We start from the raw sequence: 18394 nt of genomic DNA, 5'->3' as shown, positions 1-18394 counted from the left end.
CCGCCCTGCGCGTATCTCACCCAACCAGAACTACCGGACCTGGCGCTCAACTGTCAGGCCGATAGCCCGACATCACTCAATCAAGTTCAGTAGCGTGGCGGTCATGTCTGACGATCTTCGAAATGGTGGGCCGGACTGCGAGGGTGCAGTGGCGGGTGTGCGGTTGACCGACCCGGGGTGGCTGGTGAACGCCGACCCGGGGCGGGTCCTAGCGGCGCTGGATGGTGCGGCGGGTCGGGAGGAGATGCTGGCGTCCGCGGTATACCAGGCGTCAGCGCATCTGCACCGTGACACGGGTACGGGGGTGCGGCGGCAGCTGCTGGCGTTGGACGCAGCACGCTACGGGGATCGGGGGCTGTCCGCATGCCTTGCTGCAGTGGGTGTGGAGGGGGAGCCTGACGCCGCATGGAGTGTGGAGTGGGCCACCGGTTCGCAGGTCGAACCGCGGCTGCGCAACGTCCTCACCGACCACGACGACTGGATAACAGAGGCGGTGGCGACGGGAGTGATGGAGGGTCGCCCTATCGCCGTCACCGGCGCCGAGAATGGCAAGGTACGGGTGTGGGACCTGACGACCTGTGAGCAAGTCGATGAGCCCCTGACCGGCCACACCGGAAGTGTGAAGGCGGTGGCGACGGCGGTGGTGGAGGGGCGTCCGGTCGCCGTCACCGGCAGCGACGATGCCACGGTGCGGCTATGGGACCTGACGACCCGTAAGCAAATCGGTGAGCCCCTGACCGGCCACACGCACCCGGTGCTGGCGGTGACGACGGCGGTGGTGGAGGGTCGTTCGGTTGCCGTTACCGGCGGCTGGGATGGAACGGTGCGGGTGTGGGACCTGACTACCGGTCAGTCCGTCGGTGCTTTTCCGACCGGCGAGGGGGTGTTCGCGGTGGCGACGACGGTGGTGGGGGGCCGTTCGGTTGCCGTCACCGGCGGCGACGACGTGTTGGTGCGGGTGTGGGATCTTGCCACCTGTGAGGAGGTCGGTGAGCCTCTGACGGGCCACAATCACCAGGTTGGATGGATAGTGCCCACGGTCATTGAGGGCCGCGCTCATGTCGTGACCGGCAGCATGGACGGTACGGTGCGGGTGTGGGACTTGATCACCCGCGAGCAGGTCGGCGAGGCGCTGAAAGATGAGTCCGACCACATGGTCGTTGTGGGGATTGTCTCGGTGGACGGGCGTGCCCTCGTTCTTACCGGTGGCATGAGTCCCATGGTGCGGGTGTGGGACCTGGCCAGCCGCCGACAAATCGACAGGCTCGCGATCGAGCATTTCCCCAGAGTGTCTGCGATGGCGACAACGGTGGTTCGCGGCCGGCCTCACGCCATCACCGTCGACTTCACGGGGACGGTACGAGTGTGGGACTTGAGCAGCGACCGGCAACTGGGCGCGCCTGTTGTTGGCCACACTGACAAGGTGTACGCGATGGCGACCACAGTGCTGGACGGGCGCGCGGTCGTCGTCACCGGCGATGGGGACAAGACCGTGCGGGTCTGGGGCGTGGACACCGGCCGACAGTTCGGTGAGCCCCTGACCGGCCACACCGGTCCGGTGTGGGCGGTGGCGACCACCGTGATTGACGGCCGTCCGGTCGCCATCACCAGCAGCGGCAAGGAGCGGATAGAAATACGGGTTTGGGACCTGGCCACCGGCCGGGAGGTCGGCGAGCCCATCATCAACCGCACTGATCCGACGCCGGCGGTGCCAAGCTCCGAAGATTGGCCGTGGCCAGAATTCAACGAGCTCCCCAACTGGATCACAAACATGCGGGCAGTGGCGGCCGTGATAATCGACGACCGCCCCCATATCGTGACCGGCGGCGATGATGCCACGGTACGGGTGTGGGACCTGACCACCCGTGAACAGGTCGGCGATGTCTTGACCGGCCACACCGGCCGGGTGTGGTCGGTGGCGACGGCGGTGGTGGATGGCCAGCCAGTCGCCGCTACCGGCAGCGACGATGCAACGGTGCGGTTGTGGGATCTGACCACCGGCCGGCCCGTCGGCCAGCCCCTGACCGGCCACACCGGCAGTGTGGATTCGGTTGCGACAGCGGTGGTGGGGGGACGTCCGGTTGCCGTCACCGGCGGCAGCGATGGAACGGTGCGGGTGTGGGACCTGACCACCCGTGAACAGGTCGGTGAGGCCCTGACCGGCCACGCCCACCCGGTGAAGTCGGTGGCGACTGCGGTGGTGGACGGCCGCCCGATCGCCATCACCGGCAGTGGCGCCACCAACGTCGATGTCGATACGGTCGGGGCGGTGCGGCTATGGGACCTCGCCGACATGGAGCAGATTGTGCCCAACGTGGTTGTCCCGCCGGGTATCAAAGCGGTTGACATGACATCGGACGGTCGGCTGGCCGTGGCCTTCGGCCATGAGATCGCGGTGCTGGCTCGGCGTTGAACCGCATCCCGTCGAAGTGCAATCGCGTGGTCCGACCATCCTGGGTTCGGTGGCTGACGGGCATACGAGTTGCGCGCAAAAATCCTCCGGTCTGTGGGTTCTGGTCTTGCAGCAGAACAGCAGCGTGTACCCAGGTCCACGACCGGACATGTCCCGGTTCACGCAAGGTAAACCGGGCAAATTCCCCGAGGGTCCGGCCGGGTTCCAAAGTGGAGGCGGGAGCGGGCCCGAGGCGAAGGTCGACGCGCTGCGAGTGCGGACTACGCCTGCGGCCTGCGGGTCCAGGGCTTCCCCGTTCCGCAGATCGCCCGCAAGGTCGTCATCTCCTCAGGCAGGAGCAGGGGGAGAGAACCCCTCGGTGCCAACGTCCACCGCATTCTCTCCGAAGCCGACGCGTCCGACGTCGCCGAGTGAGCCAGGCTCTGGACGTTCGTACCGAGCCGTTGGCAGGGCTACCTGGATGAGGCCTCGGCCAAGGGGGATGCGACCGCGTACCGACACCACTGGGAGCTGTGTACGCTGCTCGCGCTGCGCGACGGGCTGCGCAGCGGAGACGTGTACGTGCCGGGCTCGCGCCGCTACGACAACCCGGCCCGCCCACCTGTTCACCCCCGCCCAGTGGGAGAGACGCACGCCAGGTCAACACCGTTGGCGGGCCGACCTGGAAGTCGCCGCCGGCAGTTCACGGTGCAGCCAATTCAGCGCGCTCACAAGGGGCGTGATATGACGTCAGGCGGGTATCAGGTATGCGTTCGTTCTCCCCTCCGCCGGCCCCCGGCGGCCCTTCGCAGGGAGCTCTGACGACGACGGAACTGGTCGTCGTGGTCGTGGTCGTCGTGGTGGCAGGGGTCCTCGCGGCCCTCGGGATGCCGGTATTCGGTGCCCTTGAGTTCATCGCCGGCTCCCTCTGCGTTGCCGGCCGGTCCGTCAGGGCCATGCGAGCGGCGGACGTGCCGCCGCTCGAGGCTCATGGGACGGCGTGAGAACGCCGTTGCCGCCGATACCCGGCAGTCCGAGGCGCTCGCGCTGTGGCTACGCGCCCAGCGCGAGCGCCGAGGCGTTACCTACGCGGCAATGGCCAAACTGACCGGTCACCAGTTCACCGCGTCCGCTCTGTCGCGCGGCGCCAACGGCAAGGTGCCATCCCGCCGCCCGGTACTCGCATACACGACCGCGTGCGACGCGGACACCAGGGAAGCCATCCGTTTATGGAAGGCCGCGCGCAGGGCCGAAGAAGAACGCCGACGCCGCGCGGGAATCTCCCCGGAGTTCCGGGACCTGGCCGTATCGCTCCGCTCGGTGATGACACACCCCGACCTCATCGACAGCTCCGCCAAGCTGCACGACGTCATGGTGGAGATGCGGGCCAGAGAAGGCCAACACTCCCTGAGTGACCTGCAGAAAGCGGCAGGACGAACCCCCGACGGCCAACAGCACCGGCTGCCCAAGAGCAGCCTCAGCGTCATCCTCAGAGGTGAGGCCGTTCCCTCCCGCGCCCACCTCACAGCGTTCGTGGAAGCCCTGAACGTCTCCCCCAACAACGTACGGCGCTGGCAACAGGTATGGGACCGCCTCGCGGACAGCACCGCCCCAAGATCATCCGTGACTCTCACGATCAAGATGGTGGACGTCCCACCAGCCGAAGAACCACACGAATTCCACACCCCGCCCGACACCAGCACCGCAGACCTCGACTTCCTCCGCGGCCAGGTCCTCCTGAAGACCGTCCTCCTCACCGGACCCGGCGTACTGCAGGGCCCCGAGCCCCCATGCCCCCCAGCCGGCACCACCCGCTCCGGCCTGCCCATCAGAACACCACGCCGCTACACCCTTACGCCCCGGTCGCACGTGCCCCCCGGCAACCGCACAGCCAGGCACATCACGCTGCTGCCCCAAGAGATCCCTCCCAACCATCCCATAACCGTCAGAGGCTGGCTTCCGGCCGCCACCGAGCACTACCCGGTGGAGACGGCCGCGCCACCGGTTCCCCGCGGACGGGTAGGACACAGCCGTGGTCGTCACGGGCTCATGTTTCCCGGGTCTCGCACGAGGGAGGACAACGGCCGTCGCGCCGGAAGCCTGGAAGAGGTCCGGTTCACGGACGTGGAATACCCGGAGCTCGACCTGTAGCAGGCGCGCCCCCGAACAGCGAGCGAGCCCCGGTGTGACTGAGCGCTCCAGCTGGCCAGTGAGCACCTCAGTGGGCCGCTCCATGCTCAGCGGCCGGTTGAGGCCGGCTTGTCTTCGTTCCCTCGTGTTTCCGGCTGCCGCATTCCCCAGTGCCGCCGCGCCTTGATCTCGCTTCGATCCCAGCCCCAAGTACCGGCCCGATAGCCGATCTTGTGGAGCTGACAGACCGGCTGCTTGACTTCCCCCATGACTAAAGGAGCAGACACGTTCGGCGACCTCGGCCCGGTGGTCAGCCGACATGCGGTGGACCACCGGAAGCGATGGGTGAACGCAGGCTGCGCACTGCTTATAACCATCCCGTCCGGCTGGCTGGGCGTGTGGGGCTGGTCGGCAACCGGCGAGGGGTCGGCCGGCAGCAACAAGGCGATCGGTCTGCTGCTCGGCCTTGGGCTGGGCGCCATTGCGATCGCGGCGACCCAGATCGCGCGGGCCCTGCGCGGGGAGCGCGGCGAGTATTTCGAGGTTCGCCAGGGCGGCCTGGTTCATGGATCCCAGCGGGGCGCTGCGGGCTGGCCCTGGAACCGCGTCACCTCGCTTCACATCGACGGCGACGCGGTGAACGGCCTCGCGGCCCGACTCGGCAACGGCTACCGCATTGAGATCGAACTCGACGACGGCACTCGGCTGCGGGCTGACGGGCTCACCGAACGCGCCGGCGACCTGGGACGCGCCCTACTGACACAGTGCCCGCACGTCGCTCTGAAACCGCGGATCCCCTGGTACGGCCGGGCGGGCAGTTGGCCGCTGGCAGGGGCCGCGGGCTGCGCGGCAGCGATCCCCGCGATGATCTTCTACATCGCGGACCACCCGGACAAGGAACACCGGACCTACTCCGGTCAGGGCATGACCATAGTGAGCACCGAACCGGGCATCAGCGAGGCTGGCATCGCCTTCCTGACCATCGGCATGCTGGTGTGCGCCATCACCGCAATCACCCTCGTCATTGCCTACGTGCGCGGCAGGGCGTATCGCTGAACCCCTTGGTGCACAGCACCGCCTCCTCGTGGTTACACGGGAGCCGCCGGAGGAACTCTGCCGCGGCTGCACACAGGGCGTGCGATGAGGGCCGTCTCGTGCGGACAAGGCAGCGCGGCCACCTGTGACGCTCAGAATGGCCAGCTGAAGCACTCAGTCACACCCGGTGTGGTCGGGTGCGGGGATCAGCGGGACGGAACCGCCGCTACAGACGGTCGATGCCGAGAGTTTCAGTCAGCGCGGAGCGGGTCCCCTGCAAGAATGCGTCCGCTTCTGGTCACCGCGTGCCACGACACACTCCACATCTGGGCCCCCGCAACCGCGGAGCATCTGGGGTCCGTCGACACCGGCGACACTATGCGCGCCCTGTCTGCCGTCGAGATCAACAGGCGACCCTTGGTGGCCGCCGGAGACTACCGGCGCACTGTGCGGCTGGGGGACGCCGCGACATGCCGACAGGCGAGTTCCCCTCTCACCCTCCCTGAGGAATCGGCGCTCTTATCCTGATCCCGAGGGCCGTCTCGCCGTCGCTTTCGGACCGGATATCGCCCTGCTCTCGTGGGGGGTTGCCAACGGCGGGTCGTGTCCAAGGACGCGCAGCGGGTGGTCCATCCACCACCGCATGGTTCCCCAGGGGGCTGTACACGTCCGACGGCGCCCGCGCGGGCACAGCAGTGGCCAGGATCCCACCAACCTCCTGGCCCAGAGCCGGGCTGTCGAAGAGGGCGACGGTGGCTGTATGTCAGATCCCGTCCCTGGCGTGCCGATCGCGGTGCGCCGCCCGTCAGGCGATTTCCGCTGCGAGGCGGGTACGCAGGCCGTCGACCAGTGCTGTGAGCGCGACCTCGAAGGCGAGGTCGGCGGCCGGGCGTGCCTGTGAGGCGGAGGATTCGTCCCGGGCGCGCACCGCGGCGGTGAACCGGGGCACCTCGGGGGAGTCGGGCCCAGGGTCGAACATCGTGGGCGGTGCCACCAGGTCGAGTGCCGAGCCCAGTATGAACGACTCCACGCCGACCATGACGGGGATGACCGACGCGGTCGGCCAGCCGCCGCGCTCCAGCCCGGCCACCACCGACTCGTACATCCGCAGGGTGTGGTGCGCCCCGGACACCGGGATGGTCGCCAGCAGTGAGACCGCCTGCGGATGCGCGGCGAAGGCGGCGCGGTACAGCCGCGCCCAGCTGATCAGCGCCTCGTCCCACGGGTGGTCCTCGAAGACGCCGGCGTCGATCGGCGCGGCGACCAGCTCGCGCACCCCGGCCAGGATGTCTTCCCGACCCTTCACGTGGTTGTACAGCGACGAGGGGCGCACCCGCAGTCGGCGTGCCAGCAGGGCGATCGAGAACCCCTGGGCGCCCACCTCGTCGATCAGGTCGAGCGCGGCCCGGACGATGGCCTCGCGATCGAGCACGGGAGTTGTCGGACGTCCCGTCCTCCGAGAGCTGATGCTCATTCGGTTTCCACACCCCTCTTCCCAAGCAACGTCGAGCGAGCCTAACCTGCGTCCACTAAAACGAACGGCATTCGCTTTTGGAGTCCCGCATGCCCCGTACCGTTTTCCGCCGCGCCACCGTCTGGACCGGCCTTCCCATTCCCCCCGGTGCCGCGCAGCCGACCGCGCTGGCCGTACGGGACGGGCGGATCGAGGCCGTGGGCGCCGAGGCGGAGGCACTCGTCGGGTCGGCCGACGAGGTGCTGGACCTTGGCGGGGGGCTGCTGATGCCGGCCTTCGGGGACGGTCACTGCCACCCTGACCAGGCCGGTTACGAAGCGCTCGGCCCGCGCGTCAGGTCCTGCACCAGCGTGGAGGCGGTGGTCGCGGAGGTCCGCCGGTACGCCGACGAGCACCCCGAGGGGGACTGGATCCTCGGCGGCAGCTACGACTCCACGCTCGCCCCCGACGGCGCCTTCGACGCCCGCTGGCTCGACGCGGCCGTACCCGACCGCCCGGTGGCCCTGCGCGCCTGGGACTATCACACGCTGTGGTGCAACACCGAGGCCATGCGCCGGGCCGGCCTCGACGACTCCGCGCAGGACACCGACCGCGGCCGGTTCCTGCGCCGCGAGGACGGCAGCCTGGCCGGGACGATGGTGGAGTGGGATGCGGTCGATGCCGTCCTGGGCGCCGCGCCCGAGCGCGGCCTGGACGTGCGGGTGCGCGCGCTCGCCATCGCCACCCGGGCGTACGCCGGGGCCGGCGTCACCTGGATCCAGGACGCCTGGGTCGAGCACGAGGCGGTCGACGCCTATCTGGAGGCGGCCCGCCGGGGCGTCCTGGCCACCCGGGTAAACCTCGCGCTGCGAGCCGACCCCACGCGCTGGCGCGAGCAGCTCGCGGTGTTCGCCGCCGACCGCGACCGGGTCGTGGCGGCCGGGCACGACCGGCTGACCGTCCGCACCGTCAAGTTCTTCGTCGACGGGATCGTCGAGAACCGCACCGCGGCCCTGCTCGAACCGTACGCCGACGACCCCTGCACCAGGGGCATGCCGGTCTGGTCCGCCGCCGACCTGCGCGAGGCCCTGGTCGAGATCGACCGGCTCGGCCTGCAGCCGCACCTGCACGCGATCGGCGACGCGGGCATACGCACGGCCCTGGACGCGATCGCCCACCTCACCGAGGTGTGCGGCCCCGGGGACCGCCGCCCGGTGATTGCCCACGTTCAGATGGTCGACCCGGCAGACCTGACCCGCTTCGCGGAGCTGGGCGTCATCGCCAACATCGAGCCGCTGTGGCTGCAGCCCGACCCGGCGATGACCCACCTCACCATGCCCCGCCTGGGCGATGCCCGCTCCCAGCAGCAGTACCCGCTGGGATCGCTGCTGCGCTCGGGCGCGCGGGTTTCCTTCGGCAGCGACTGGCCGGTCACCGATCACCGTCCGCTGGCGGGTCTGCCGGTCGCGGTCACCCGGCAGACCCCGCAGCGCTTGCCGGAGGGCGGCTGGCTGCCCGGGGAACGGATCGACATCGAGACCGCGATGGCCTGCTACACGGCGGGCGTCGCCCACCAGGCGATGGCCGACGACCGCGGCGTGCTGGCCCCGGGAATGGCCGCCGACCTGGTATGGCTCGAGCGGGACCCGCGCGACTGTGACCCGCACGACGTGCCGGCCATCGCCGTCCTCGGCACCTGGCTGGCCGGCGAGCGCACCGACACAGCCGGTTCATGACCGGCCAGGCGGGGCCCACCCCAGGCGTCCCGCCGCCCCACCTCGGAAGGAACGGCGCATGACGGCGAATGACCTCTCCGCGCAACCCGGGCTCAAGCGGGTCCTCGGGCCGCCCGGGCTCACCCTCTTCGGTCTCACCTACCTCGCCCCGGTGGCCGTGTTCACCACCTACGGGGCGGTCGCCGGCGTGACCGACGGCCACCTCCCGGCGGCCTACCTGATCGCGCTGGTCGTGATGCTCTTCACGGCCCTCAGCTACGCCCAGATGGTCCGCGCCTTCCCGATCGCGGGTTCGGCGTACACCTACACGCAGCAGACCTTCGGCGGGCACGTCGGCTTCATGGTCGGCTGGACGCTCATGCTCGACTACCTCTTCCTGCCGATGATCAACTTCCTGCTCATCGGCATCTACCTGCACAGCCAGTTCCCATCGGTCCCGGCGCGCGTGTTCGTGCTGGCCGCGCTGCTGCTCTCGCTGCTCCTCAACGTCCTGGGCGTCAGCTTCATCCGGCGGCTGAGCACACTGGTGGTGGGCATGGCGGGCGTGCTCGTCGTGGTCTTCGTCGCCCTGTCCGTCAAGCACGCGACGAGCAACGGCGCCCCCGACCCGTTCTCCTCCTTCGTGCCCGGCACCTCCGGAATGTCGGCGGCCTTCTCCGGCGCCGCGATCCTCGCGCTGAGCTTCCTCGGCTTCGACGCCGTCTCCACCATGTCGGAGGAGGCCAAGGAACCGCGCCGGACCATTCCCCGGGCCATTGTGCTGACGACGGTCATCGGCGGCCTGCTCTTCATCACGGTCTCCTGGATGGGGGCGCTGGTGCATCCGGGCTCATCCTTCAGCGACCCCGACAGCGCGGGCCTTGACATCATGGCCCAGCTCGGCGGATCGACCTTCACCTCGTTCTTCGTCGCGGTGTACGTGGCCGGCGCCTTCGGCTCCGGCGTCACCACGCAGGCCAGCGTGTCCCGGATCCTCTACTCGATGGGCCGTGACGAGGTCCTTCCAAGGCGGGCGTTCGGCACCCTGCACCCCCGCTTCCGCACCCCGGTCGCCGCGACCGCCCTGGTGTCCACGGTGGCACTGGTCGCACTGTTCATCAGCCTGGACAACGCCGTGGTGATGGTCAATTTCGGGGCCCTGATCGCCTTCTCCGCAGTCAACCTGAGCGTGGTCAAGCACTACTTCATCGACCAGCGCCGCCGCAGCGGGCTCGACCTGCTGTCCTACGGGGTGCTGCCGACCGTCGGCTTCGCCCTCACCCTGTGGCTCTGGACCAGTCTGGAGGGCATCACCTTCAAGGTCGGTCTGTGCTGGATGGCGGTCGGCTTCCTCTACCTGCTGTTCCTGACGCGAGCATTCCGGCGCAAGCCTCCGGTGATGAACTTCAGCGAAGAACCGGGCGGAAGAGAGGACCATGCCAGGGGCCGCGACAAGGCGGGGCCGCTGCCGGAGCACGTCCGGCAGCCCTGAGGAACAGCCGTCCGCGGGCCCGCGGAAGCCCGGCGCGGAACCTCGACCGATACCAGCAGGAGCCGAGATGCGGTGGCGACGGCCCGCCCGGCTCCCTGTGCCCGGCAGCCGCCGAGAACTTCGCTGCCTCGCGATCCACACCCACCGCTTCCTGCGGCACGTCGGCCGACCCGAGCGTCCACCCAGATCCGCCGCCACCACGCACCGCACCGCACCGCACCGCACCGCACCGAGGAGATTCCCAATGCCGCACACCGAGCACCGCACGATCGACTTCTTCGCCGAGGACGCACTCCCCGCGCCGCGGACAACACCGGCCGAGGCCGAGCTCATAGCCGCCCGGCACCTCGGGATCGAGGCGCACGCGGACCCGCTGGGCAGCCAGCAGGACGCCAACTTCCTGCTGCGGGAGGGGACCGGGGCGCCCCTGGCGGTCCTGAAGATCGCCAACCCGGCCTTCGGATCCGTGGAGGTCGAGGCGCAGGACGCCGCCGCCGACCTGATCGCCGCCGCGCACCCGGACCTGCGGGTCGCCACCGTCCTGCGGCGCCCTGACGGCTCCGCCCGCCGTGCGACGGTGGAGTCCGGGAGCGGGCGGGCCGTCGCCCGCCTGCTGCGACACCTGCCCGGTGGTGCACTGTCCGGGCCGCGGTACCTGTCTCCCGGCACGGTCGCGGCGATGGGCACGATCGCCGCGAAGGTCAGCGTCGCCCTGCGCGGGTTCCGGCACCCGGGCCTCGACCGTATCCTCCAGTGGGACCTGCGGCACGCCGACCGCGTCGTCGCCAGACTCGCCGGACACCTCGACGAGCCCGAGCGGCGGGCCGCCGTCCAAGAGGCCACCGCCGAGGCCTGGGCCCGCGTCCAGGAGGTCGCCGCGGCGCTGCCGACGCAGGCGGTGCACCTGGACCTCACCGACGACAACCTGATCCGCCGCCTCGACAGCCGCCCGCCGACGCCCGACGGGGTCATCGACTTCGGTGACCTGACCACGAGTTGGGCGGTCGGCGAACTCGCCGTGTCACTCTCCTCGATGCTCCACCACGACGGTGTCGAACCCCACCACACGCTGCCCGCCGTCCGCGCCTTCCACACGATGCGGCCGCTCTCCGCGGAGGAGGCCGAGGCGCTCTGGCCGCTCGTGGTCCTGCGTGCCGCCGGCCTCGTCGTGAGCGGGCGGCAGCAGGCCGCCGTCGACGCGGACAACGCCTACGCCACGGCCGCGCTCGACCGGGAGTGGCGCGTCTTCGAACAGGCCACCCGCCTGCCGCTGCCGGTGATGACCAATCTGATCAAGGACGCGGCGGGCTTCGCCACCGCGCCCGCCCCGATCACGCCGCCCGGGCACCGCCTGCTGCGCGACATCACCGCCGACCGTTTCGCCGTGCTCGACCTGTCCACCGAAGCCGACTCGATGGACGACGGAGCCTGGCTCAAAGCCGGGGCCGAGGACCGACTGGCGGCCGCCGCCCTGGCCCGCGGCGCGGCCGCCGCCCGCACCCCGTACGCCCGGGTCCGGCTCTCCCGGACTCCCGCACAGGCCACCGTCTCCCCCGCCACCGTGTCCACCGGCGTCGACCTGTGGCTCGGCCCGGCCGTCGTGGCACAGGCGCCCGACGCCGGCCGGGTACTCGCCGCCGAGCCCGGCCGGCTGGAGATCACCCAAGACCGCCGGGTCCTGGAATTGTCCTTCGCCCCCGCGATCCGCCCACTGGTCACCGCCGGCGCGGCGGTCCGCGGAGGCGAGGAGCTTGCCCTCCTGCCGGCCGGCGTCGTGGTCCACCTCGCGCTGCGCGACGTAGACGGCCCCGCCGTGCCGCCCCTGGTGCGTCCCGAGTACGCCGTCGGCTGGCTGCCGCTCACCGCCGACCCCGCCCCGCTCCTCGGCCTGGCCGCCGACGACCGCACGGAGCGGACCGACCTGCTGGAGCGGCGCAGCGCCGTATTCGCACCGGTGCAGGAGCACTACTACGCCGCCCCGCCCCGGATCGAACGGGGCTGGCGCCACCACCTGCTGTCCACCGACGGCCGCTCCTACCTCGACATCGTCAACAACGTCACCCCGCTGGGCCACGCCCACCCCCGCGTGGAGCAGGCAGCCGCACGGCAGTTGCGGCGGCTCAACACCAACTCGCGGTTCCACTACGCCTCGGTGGTGGAGTTCACCGAGCGCCTCGCCGCTCTCCTCCCCGACCCCTTGAACACGGTATTCCTGGTCAACTCCGGCTCCGAAGCAGTCGACCTGGGCCTGCGGCTGGCCATCGGCGCCTCCGGCCGGCCCGACGTGGTCGCCGTGCGCGAGGCGTACCACGGCTGGACCTACGCCTCCGACGCGGTCTCCACCTCCCTCCAGGACAATCCGAACGCCCTCGCCACGCGGCCGAGTTGGGTCCACACCGTGGACTCGCCCAACTCCTACCGGGGCCGCCACCGCGGGGCCGACGCGGCCCGCTACGCGCCGGAGGCCGTCGCGGTGATCGACGAACTGGCCGCCGCCGGACGCCCGGCCGGGGCGTTCGTCAGCGAGACCTTCTACGGCAACGCCGGCGGGGTCGCCCTGCCCGACGGCTACCTCGACGCGGCGTACGCGGCGGTCCGGCGACACGGCGGTCTGGCCGTCGCCGACGAGGTCCAGGCCGGCTACGGACGGCTCGGACACTGGTTCTGGGGCTTCGAGCAGCAACAGGTCGTCCCCGACATCGTCTGCGTCGCCAAGGCCATGGGCAACGGGCACCCGCTCGGTGCCGTGATCACCACCAGGGCAATCGCCGACCGGTACCGCGACCAGGGATACTTCTTTTCCTCCACCGGTGGCAGCCCGGTCTCCAGCGTCGTCGGCCTCACCGTCCTGGACGCCCTGCGCGACGAAGACCTCCAAGGCAACGCGGCCCGCGTCGGCGCTCACCTGAAGCTCCGGCTCCAGACCCTCGCCTCCCGCTACGGCATCATCGGCGCCGTCCACGGCTCCGGCCTCTACCTCGGCCTCGAACTCGTACGCGACCGCACCACCTTGGAACCCGCCACCGAGGAGACCGCGGAGCTCTGTGACCGCATGCTCGACCTCGGCGTCGTCGTCCAGCCGACCGGGGACCACCTCAACATCCTGAAGATCAAGCCCCCACTGTGCATCGACACTGCCGCCGCGGACTACTTCGCCGACACGCTCGGCCTGGCGCTGGGCCAACTCGGCCACACCGTCTGACCTCGCACGTCCGCGGGTCGGGGTGCGGGGGGCGTACGCGGGGTCGGGCCGAGCCGCCGCACCGATCTCCCGACCGTGCAGCGCCTTCCTCGCTGGCATCGGTAGCGCCATGTGGGAGCACCTGTCAGGTATCCGGCGAAACCTCTGCGTGTGGTCAGTGGTCGGCTTCAGGATTGAGCGGGAATCCGGCTCGGCCGAGTGCGGTCATCTGGCGAGTGACGTGTTCCGGGTCGGGAGTGTCGAGGACCGCTTGGGCGACGTCGACAACGTCTTGTCGGGCCGACGGAGGGGCGTCCCGCCAGGTAGCTGCGAGGCGCCGTCCGGGGCGTCGGTGATGTCGCCGGTGTGTTCGCCCTCGAGCTGGGTGAGGGCGGTGTACGACAGCCACGCGATGGTCTGGAATTCGGCGTCCAGCATCAGTGCCGAGAGGTCGTAGTCGGTGGAGCGGCTCGTCTGCTTCCAGTGCACGAAGAACCGCGGCAGTTCGCCGTCGACTGGAGACCGGGAGCCGCGGGGCAGCACGCCGGGGCCGGCTGCCGTCGCCCTGCCGCTCAGCGGGAGCGCGACGTCCAGGACGTCCGGGTCGATCAGCAGGTGTCCCGGGGCCGGCAGGCGGCGGCTCAGCTCGACATCCTGGGCGGCGAGCATGCGGTCGCGTTCGGCTGCGGGCATCGGGGCGCGGGTCTCGTCGGTGCCCCAGGCGCGTCCGAGCCGGTTGACGAACACCCGGCGCCCACCGCCGTCCTCGTGCTGCCCGGTGCGGTTGTGGAGGTTTTCCCGCACGGACAGCAGGACCCGGGCGGCCACCTGCGGGGCCAGCGGTTCGGCGGCCGCGACCACCGTCTCGCGTTCCTCCTGGGTCGTGCCGGCGCGCAGGAGGCGGTCCAGTGCGCGAAACAGTCTGCCCGGCGCGGCCGTGAGCAGCCGTACGGCTCCGGTGACATCGCCCGCGCCGAGCAGTTCCTCGACCCGGCTGTCGAGGGACCGGGCCTCCCGTTCGCCCCGGGCGACGGCGAACACGTCGGCGGCGTGCGGCCAGCGCGCCCGGTACTCGTGCGCGTGCAGGCGCTCGCCGAGCCGCTTGAACGCCTCGCTGTGCGCCGCCACGTCGGCCAGCTTGGCCGGGGACGCCGCGACGACGGCGTCGAGGCCCGCCAGCAGGGCGCGGCGGACCCGGCGCGAGGGCGACCGGAACCGGGTCGGCTCGGTGAGCGTGACATCGCCGTCCGACAGCGCACACGCGTGACGCGGCACATCGGTCACGGTGTCGACGAGGAGGTCCGCCCCGGCCTCGAGCCGGGCGCGGTTGACGACGGCGCGGTTCTCCCGCACCGGAATCGCCTCGGGCTGCGGGCCATCCACGCAGTGCCCGGCGAGCGCCGCCAGGTCGAGCAGGACCTCATCGCCCAGCAGTGTCGTGCTCCCAGCCAGGGCCAGATACAGCGCGCTGATCTCGTCGTCCAGTGCACCGCCCAGGCCGCAACCTCCTCGCCCTGCTCACGGAGGACCTGCGCAGGGAATGCAGCACCAACCGGCTCGTGGCCGGGCTATGGCCCGACGAATTTCCCGAGCGGCCCGGCAAGGCGGTTCAGGTCCTGGTGTCCCGGGCCCCCACGCAGTTCGGCGCCGATGTCGTGGCCACCATCCCGAGCGGCTACCCGGCTCACCTTCGACGAGAAACAGGTCGACGCCTCCGTGCTCCTGCTGCACGCCGAGCGGCCCAGGGCCGGGGACCTCGCGGGGTCACTGGCCTCCGCCTAGGCCGGACTCGCCCTGTGGGACGGCTCCCGAGGTGGGGAGCCGTCCCTCGCCGCGTTGCGCGCCGAACGGGCCCGCGTGCACGGCGCACTCGTACCGAAGTCCGGTCGTCAGGGCGGGCGGTGAAGCGATCATCGGGGAGTAGCCAACGAGATTGGGTGCGGCGCGTCGGTTTTGGGCGCGCCGTAGAGATGGGGCCGGGAACCGCTGGGCGTGGGTGGTCAGGCCAGGTCCCTGATCAGGTCCGAGAGTTGGCGCAGGCCGGGTGCGAAGGCCGATTCGGGGGTGTTGCCGTATCCCAGGAGGAGTCCGTTGTGGGTGGTGTCGAGCAGCAGGGAGTGTTGGGACAGGGGCCGGGGGGCCATCCGGTGACGGCGGGCGGCGCGGGCCAGGGGCTGGTCGGGGGCGTCCGGCGGCAGCTGCACGGTCAGGTGCATTCCGCTGTCCCCGCCGGTCACGGTGTGGGGCGCATCGAGGTGTTCGGCCAGTGCCGTCCTGAGTGCATCGCGTCTGCGGCGGTAGAGGCGGCGCATGCGGGAGAGGTGCCTGCTGTACTGGCCGCTCTCCATGAAGTGCGCGAGGGCGAGTTGTTCGTGGCGATGTCCGCCGCGCAGCAGCTCGTCCACGACCGGTGCCGCCCGGTCGACCAGCGGTTCGGGCAGGACGAGGAACCCCAGCCGCAGGGAGGGGAAAAGGGTCTTGCTGAAGGTGCCGACGTAGAACACGGGCGCGCCGGGTGTCAGGCCCTGCATGCATGCGAGGGGTTCTCCGCTGTGGCGGAACTCGCTGTCATAGTCGTCCTCGATGATCCAGGCGCCGTGCAGGCGGCACTTCTCGATCAGGTCGAGGCGTCTGGACGCGGTGAGGACCGCGCCCGTCGGGTACTGGTGCGCGGGGGTGGTGCACACGAGGCGGGGCGGGCGGTCCTTCCAGTCGGATGCGGAGGTCCGCAGGCCCTCCGCATCGACTGGGACGGGCACCACGATCAGGTCGCCGCCGGTCAGCGCGGTCTGCGCGCCGCGGTAGCCCGGGTCCTCGACCCAAACGGTGTCCCCGGGTCGGTGACCGGGCACGTACATGCGCCGCGTCCCATGGGCTGGTGGTGATGAAGTGTGCCAGGGCCTGACGGTTACCGTCCTTGCCCAGCCGGGCTGCCATCGGTTCCACCGACTCGCGCCGCCCGTCCGGCAGCAGCCCCCGCAGATAGACCCCGCCCCACCTGCGTTGATCCGCCCGCCCGAACGGCTCGAACATCTCCACCGCGAAGTCCTCCAGATCACACCGGACCGCGGCCAACTCCCCACCCATCACACCTGGTCAACGACACACCGATCAAACGGACACGCCACCGACGAAAGAACCTGACCAAGCACTACTAGTGCCGCGGCAGGCAACGTTTGCCCATCAAGGAGCGCGTCCGGTACGTGCTCTCGGTGTGCCGGCCGGAAGCCCTCGTACTGGATGTACTTGGGATTTCGGCCGGTGCGGCGAGAGGGCGTGCCGGGCGTCGCGACGGGGCGAACGTTGCCTGATGCGGCACTAGTGCCGTATCAGGCAACGTTCGCCCTGTCCTGGATACGGTAGGTCTATGAGTGGTGGTGGCCAGCCAGACCTGGACGAGATCGAGGCATGCTTTGCTGCCGTGGTCGAGGGACGTGTGAGCCGGGATGCAGCTGACCGGTGGGCCGAACGCTGGGTTGTCGACGACACGCTTGAATGGGACGAACTGTCCTGGTGGGCGCTGGGGCTCCTGTACGGGATCGATCTGCGGGTGGGTCCCGAGGAACCGTTACCTGCATGACGACGAGCAGGTACGGGGATGGCTGGAGGAACTACGGCGGCGCCGCGCCGGGTGACGCACAGCGAAGCTCCTTTCCCTGGCCGCACGTTGACGCCAGGCTGTTGGCCTATGGCAGAGCGAGTACGCGTACGCGAGATCGACGATGACGAGGGCAGACGGCTGCTTCGGATCATCCGCCGGGGAACCGGGTCGGTGGTGACCTGGCGGCGGGCCCAGATGGTCCTGCTGTCCGCGCAGGGCATGCCCGTGGCGAAAATCGCCGAAGTGACGTTCACCAGTGATGACCGGGTCCGGGATGTGATCCACAACTTCAACACCGACGGCTTCGATTCCCTGTATCCGAAGTACAAGGGCGGCCGGCCGAGCACCTTCACCCTGCCCGAGCGGCGCGAGATCAAGAAGATCGCGAAGTCCAAGCCGACCGAGCACGAACTTCCGTTCTCCACCTGGAGCCTGACCAAGCTGGCCGACTTCCTGGTCGCCGAGGGGGTGGTCGACGACATCAGCCACGAGGGCCTAAGCAGCCTGCTCCGCGAGGAAGGCGTCTCCTTTCAACGCCTGAAAACCTGGAAGACCTCCCGCGACCCCGACTACGAGGCCAAGAAGGCCCGCGTTGAACACCCCCATGCGATCGCTGACGGCGAGATCATACCGGAAGAGGACGAGCTTGAAGTCGTCTTGTGCATGGACGAGTTCGGGCCGCTCAACCTGATGCCCAACCCGGGCCGGCAATGGGCCGAACGCGGCGGCAAGCACAAGGACCCCGACCGCGAACCACGCCGCAGGCGGCGGGCGACCTACAACCGCTACGGCGGAGTACGACACCTGTTCGCCGCCCTGGACCTGGCCAAGGACAAGCTCTACGGCCACATCAAGCCGATCAAGAAGCGCACCCAGTTCCTGGAGTTCTGCCGCTACCTGCGCAGCCTCTACCCGCCCCAAGTCCGCATCGCGATCGTCTGCGACAACTTCTCCCCGCACCTGACCACGAAGAAGTGCCAGCGGGTCGGCACCTGGGCGGCAGCGAACAACGTCGAGATCGCCTACACCCCCACCAACAGCTCCTGGCTCAACCGGATCGAAGCCCAGTTCACCGCCCTGCGCTACTTCACCCTCGACGGCACCGACCACGCCAGCCACAAGGAACAGGGCAGCATGATCCGCCGCTACATCATCTGGCGGAACAAGCACGCAGCCGACGAACATCTACGCGAGGTCGTCACCAGGGTAAACGTTGCCTGATGCGGCACTAGGGCACGTATTTGGTTGTGATCAAGGGGTGGTCCGCGTCAGGTCTTTGATCCAGATCATTGAGGCGCGCAGGTGGAGGCCGGCGAGGTAGCTGTCCGGGGTCTTGTCGTATCGGGTGGCGATGCCTCGCCAGGCCTTCAGCTTGTTGATCAGGCGCTCGACGGT

Annotated in this window: 11 protein-coding genes and 2 pseudogenes; 9 read left to right on the top strand and 4 right to left on the bottom strand. The window is 69.9% G+C overall.

Annotated features, from left to right (window positions below):
• The first annotated feature begins 103 nt into the window (after positions 1 to 103).
• The 3 genes from ACFYY6_RS37220 to ACFYY6_RS37210 all read left to right on the top strand — a co-directional run bounded on the left by ACFYY6_RS37220 (position 104) and on the right by ACFYY6_RS37210 (position 5578).
• Positions 104 to 2413 (top strand): WD40 repeat domain-containing protein, encoded by a 2310-nt coding sequence (locus ACFYY6_RS37220; RefSeq protein ID WP_351526006.1) that lies wholly within the window; start codon positions 104 to 106, stop codon positions 2411 to 2413.
• Between the two features lie 969 nt (positions 2414 to 3382).
• Positions 3383 to 4543, top strand: coding sequence for a helix-turn-helix transcriptional regulator (locus tag ACFYY6_RS37215; RefSeq protein ID WP_389197612.1), 1161 nt, complete (start codon positions 3383 to 3385; stop codon positions 4541 to 4543).
• Between the two features lie 246 nt (positions 4544 to 4789).
• Entirely contained in the window at positions 4790 to 5578 is a 789-nt protein-coding gene (locus tag ACFYY6_RS37210; protein ID WP_351635434.1) for a hypothetical protein, read from the top strand.
• 784 nt (positions 5579 to 6362) lie between these two features.
• On the opposite strand, the gene ACFYY6_RS37205 is transcribed toward ACFYY6_RS37210, so the two are convergent.
• Positions 6363 to 6989, bottom strand: coding sequence for a TetR/AcrR family transcriptional regulator C-terminal domain-containing protein (locus tag ACFYY6_RS37205; protein ID WP_351525062.1), 627 nt, complete (start codon positions 6987 to 6989; stop codon positions 6363 to 6365).
• Positions 6990 to 7120: 131 nt separating this feature from the next.
• On the opposite strand from ACFYY6_RS37205, the gene ACFYY6_RS37200 reads away from it, so the two are divergent.
• From ACFYY6_RS37200 to ACFYY6_RS37190, 3 genes are all read left to right on the top strand, one after another.
• Positions 7121 to 8746: an amidohydrolase gene (locus ACFYY6_RS37200; RefSeq protein ID WP_351525061.1), complete on the top strand. Its 1626-nt coding sequence runs from the start codon at positions 7121 to 7123 to the stop codon at positions 8744 to 8746.
• Between the two features lie 58 nt (positions 8747 to 8804).
• The gene (locus ACFYY6_RS37195) at positions 8805 to 10217 is read left to right on the top strand and encodes an APC family permease (protein ID WP_389197610.1); all 1413 of its coding nucleotides are present in this window, start codon (positions 8805 to 8807) and stop codon (positions 10215 to 10217) included.
• 244 nt (positions 10218 to 10461) lie between these two features.
• Complete coding sequence (locus tag ACFYY6_RS37190; protein ID WP_389197608.1) at positions 10462 to 13419, top strand: aminotransferase; 2958 nt, start codon at positions 10462 to 10464, stop codon at positions 13417 to 13419.
• A 306-nt stretch (positions 13420 to 13725) separates the two neighbouring features.
• On the opposite strand, the pseudogene ACFYY6_RS37185 reads toward ACFYY6_RS37190, so the two are convergent.
• Positions 13726 to 14895: pseudogene (locus tag ACFYY6_RS37185) on the bottom strand (hypothetical protein); the annotation flags it as partial.
• Between the two features lie 153 nt (positions 14896 to 15048).
• Here ACFYY6_RS37185 and ACFYY6_RS37180 point away from each other — a divergent pair.
• The gene (locus ACFYY6_RS37180; protein ID WP_388653536.1) at positions 15049 to 15180 is read left to right on the top strand and encodes a hypothetical protein; all 132 of its coding nucleotides are present in this window, start codon (positions 15049 to 15051) and stop codon (positions 15178 to 15180) included.
• A 218-nt stretch (positions 15181 to 15398) separates the two neighbouring features.
• On the opposite strand, the gene ACFYY6_RS37175 is transcribed toward ACFYY6_RS37180, so the two are convergent.
• Positions 15399 to 16256: a PLP-dependent aminotransferase family protein gene (locus ACFYY6_RS37175; RefSeq protein ID WP_389197606.1), complete on the bottom strand. Its 858-nt coding sequence runs from the start codon at positions 16254 to 16256 to the stop codon at positions 15399 to 15401.
• Positions 16243 to 16485, bottom strand: a pseudogene (locus tag ACFYY6_RS37170) (transposase); the annotation flags it as partial. The gene ACFYY6_RS37175 and the pseudogene ACFYY6_RS37170, both read right to left, overlap by 14 nt.
• 280 nt (positions 16486 to 16765) lie before the next feature.
• Here ACFYY6_RS37170 and ACFYY6_RS37165 point away from each other — a divergent pair.
• Complete coding sequence (locus tag ACFYY6_RS37165; protein ID WP_389197604.1) at positions 16766 to 16978, top strand: hypothetical protein; 213 nt, start codon at positions 16766 to 16768, stop codon at positions 16976 to 16978.
• 108 nt (positions 16979 to 17086) lie between these two features.
• Positions 17087 to 18220, top strand: coding sequence for an IS630 family transposase (locus ACFYY6_RS37160; protein WP_389197602.1), 1134 nt, complete (start codon positions 17087 to 17089; stop codon positions 18218 to 18220).
• Positions 18221 to 18394: the final 174 nt, after the last annotated feature.

The sequence above is a fragment of the Streptomyces sp. NPDC001750 genome (assembly GCF_042892615.1).
Taxonomy (GTDB): Bacteria; Actinomycetota; Actinomycetes; order Streptomycetales; family Streptomycetaceae; genus Streptomyces.
This window is presented reverse-complemented; position numbering and strand designations above follow the sequence as displayed.

Excerpts from the sequence above, each read along its gene's own strand:
- ACFYY6_RS37180 (WP_388653536.1), top strand. The coding sequence starts at position 15,049 with ATGTCGTGGCCACCATCCCGAGCGGCTACCCGGCTCACCTTCGACGAG.
- ACFYY6_RS37220 (WP_351526006.1), top strand. The coding sequence starts at position 104 with ATGTCTGACGATCTTCGAAATGGTGGGCCGGACTGCGAGGGTGCAGTG.
- ACFYY6_RS37195 (WP_389197610.1), top strand. The coding sequence starts at position 8,805 with ATGACGGCGAATGACCTCTCCGCGCAACCCGGGCTCAAGCGGGTCCTC.
- ACFYY6_RS37200 (WP_351525061.1), top strand. The coding sequence starts at position 7,121 with ATGCCCCGTACCGTTTTCCGCCGCGCCACCGTCTGGACCGGCCTTCCC.
- ACFYY6_RS37160 (WP_389197602.1), top strand. The coding sequence starts at position 17,087 with ATGGCAGAGCGAGTACGCGTACGCGAGATCGACGATGACGAGGGCAGA.
- ACFYY6_RS37215 (WP_389197612.1), top strand. The coding sequence starts at position 3,383 with ATGGGACGGCGTGAGAACGCCGTTGCCGCCGATACCCGGCAGTCCGAG.
- ACFYY6_RS37165 (WP_389197604.1), top strand. The coding sequence starts at position 16,766 with ATGAGTGGTGGTGGCCAGCCAGACCTGGACGAGATCGAGGCATGCTTT.
- ACFYY6_RS37175 (WP_389197606.1), bottom strand. The coding sequence starts at position 16,256 with ATGTACGTGCCCGGTCACCGACCCGGGGACACCGTTTGGGTCGAGGAC.
- ACFYY6_RS37190 (WP_389197608.1), top strand. The coding sequence starts at position 10,462 with ATGCCGCACACCGAGCACCGCACGATCGACTTCTTCGCCGAGGACGCA.
- ACFYY6_RS37210 (WP_351635434.1), top strand. The coding sequence starts at position 4,790 with ATGACTAAAGGAGCAGACACGTTCGGCGACCTCGGCCCGGTGGTCAGC.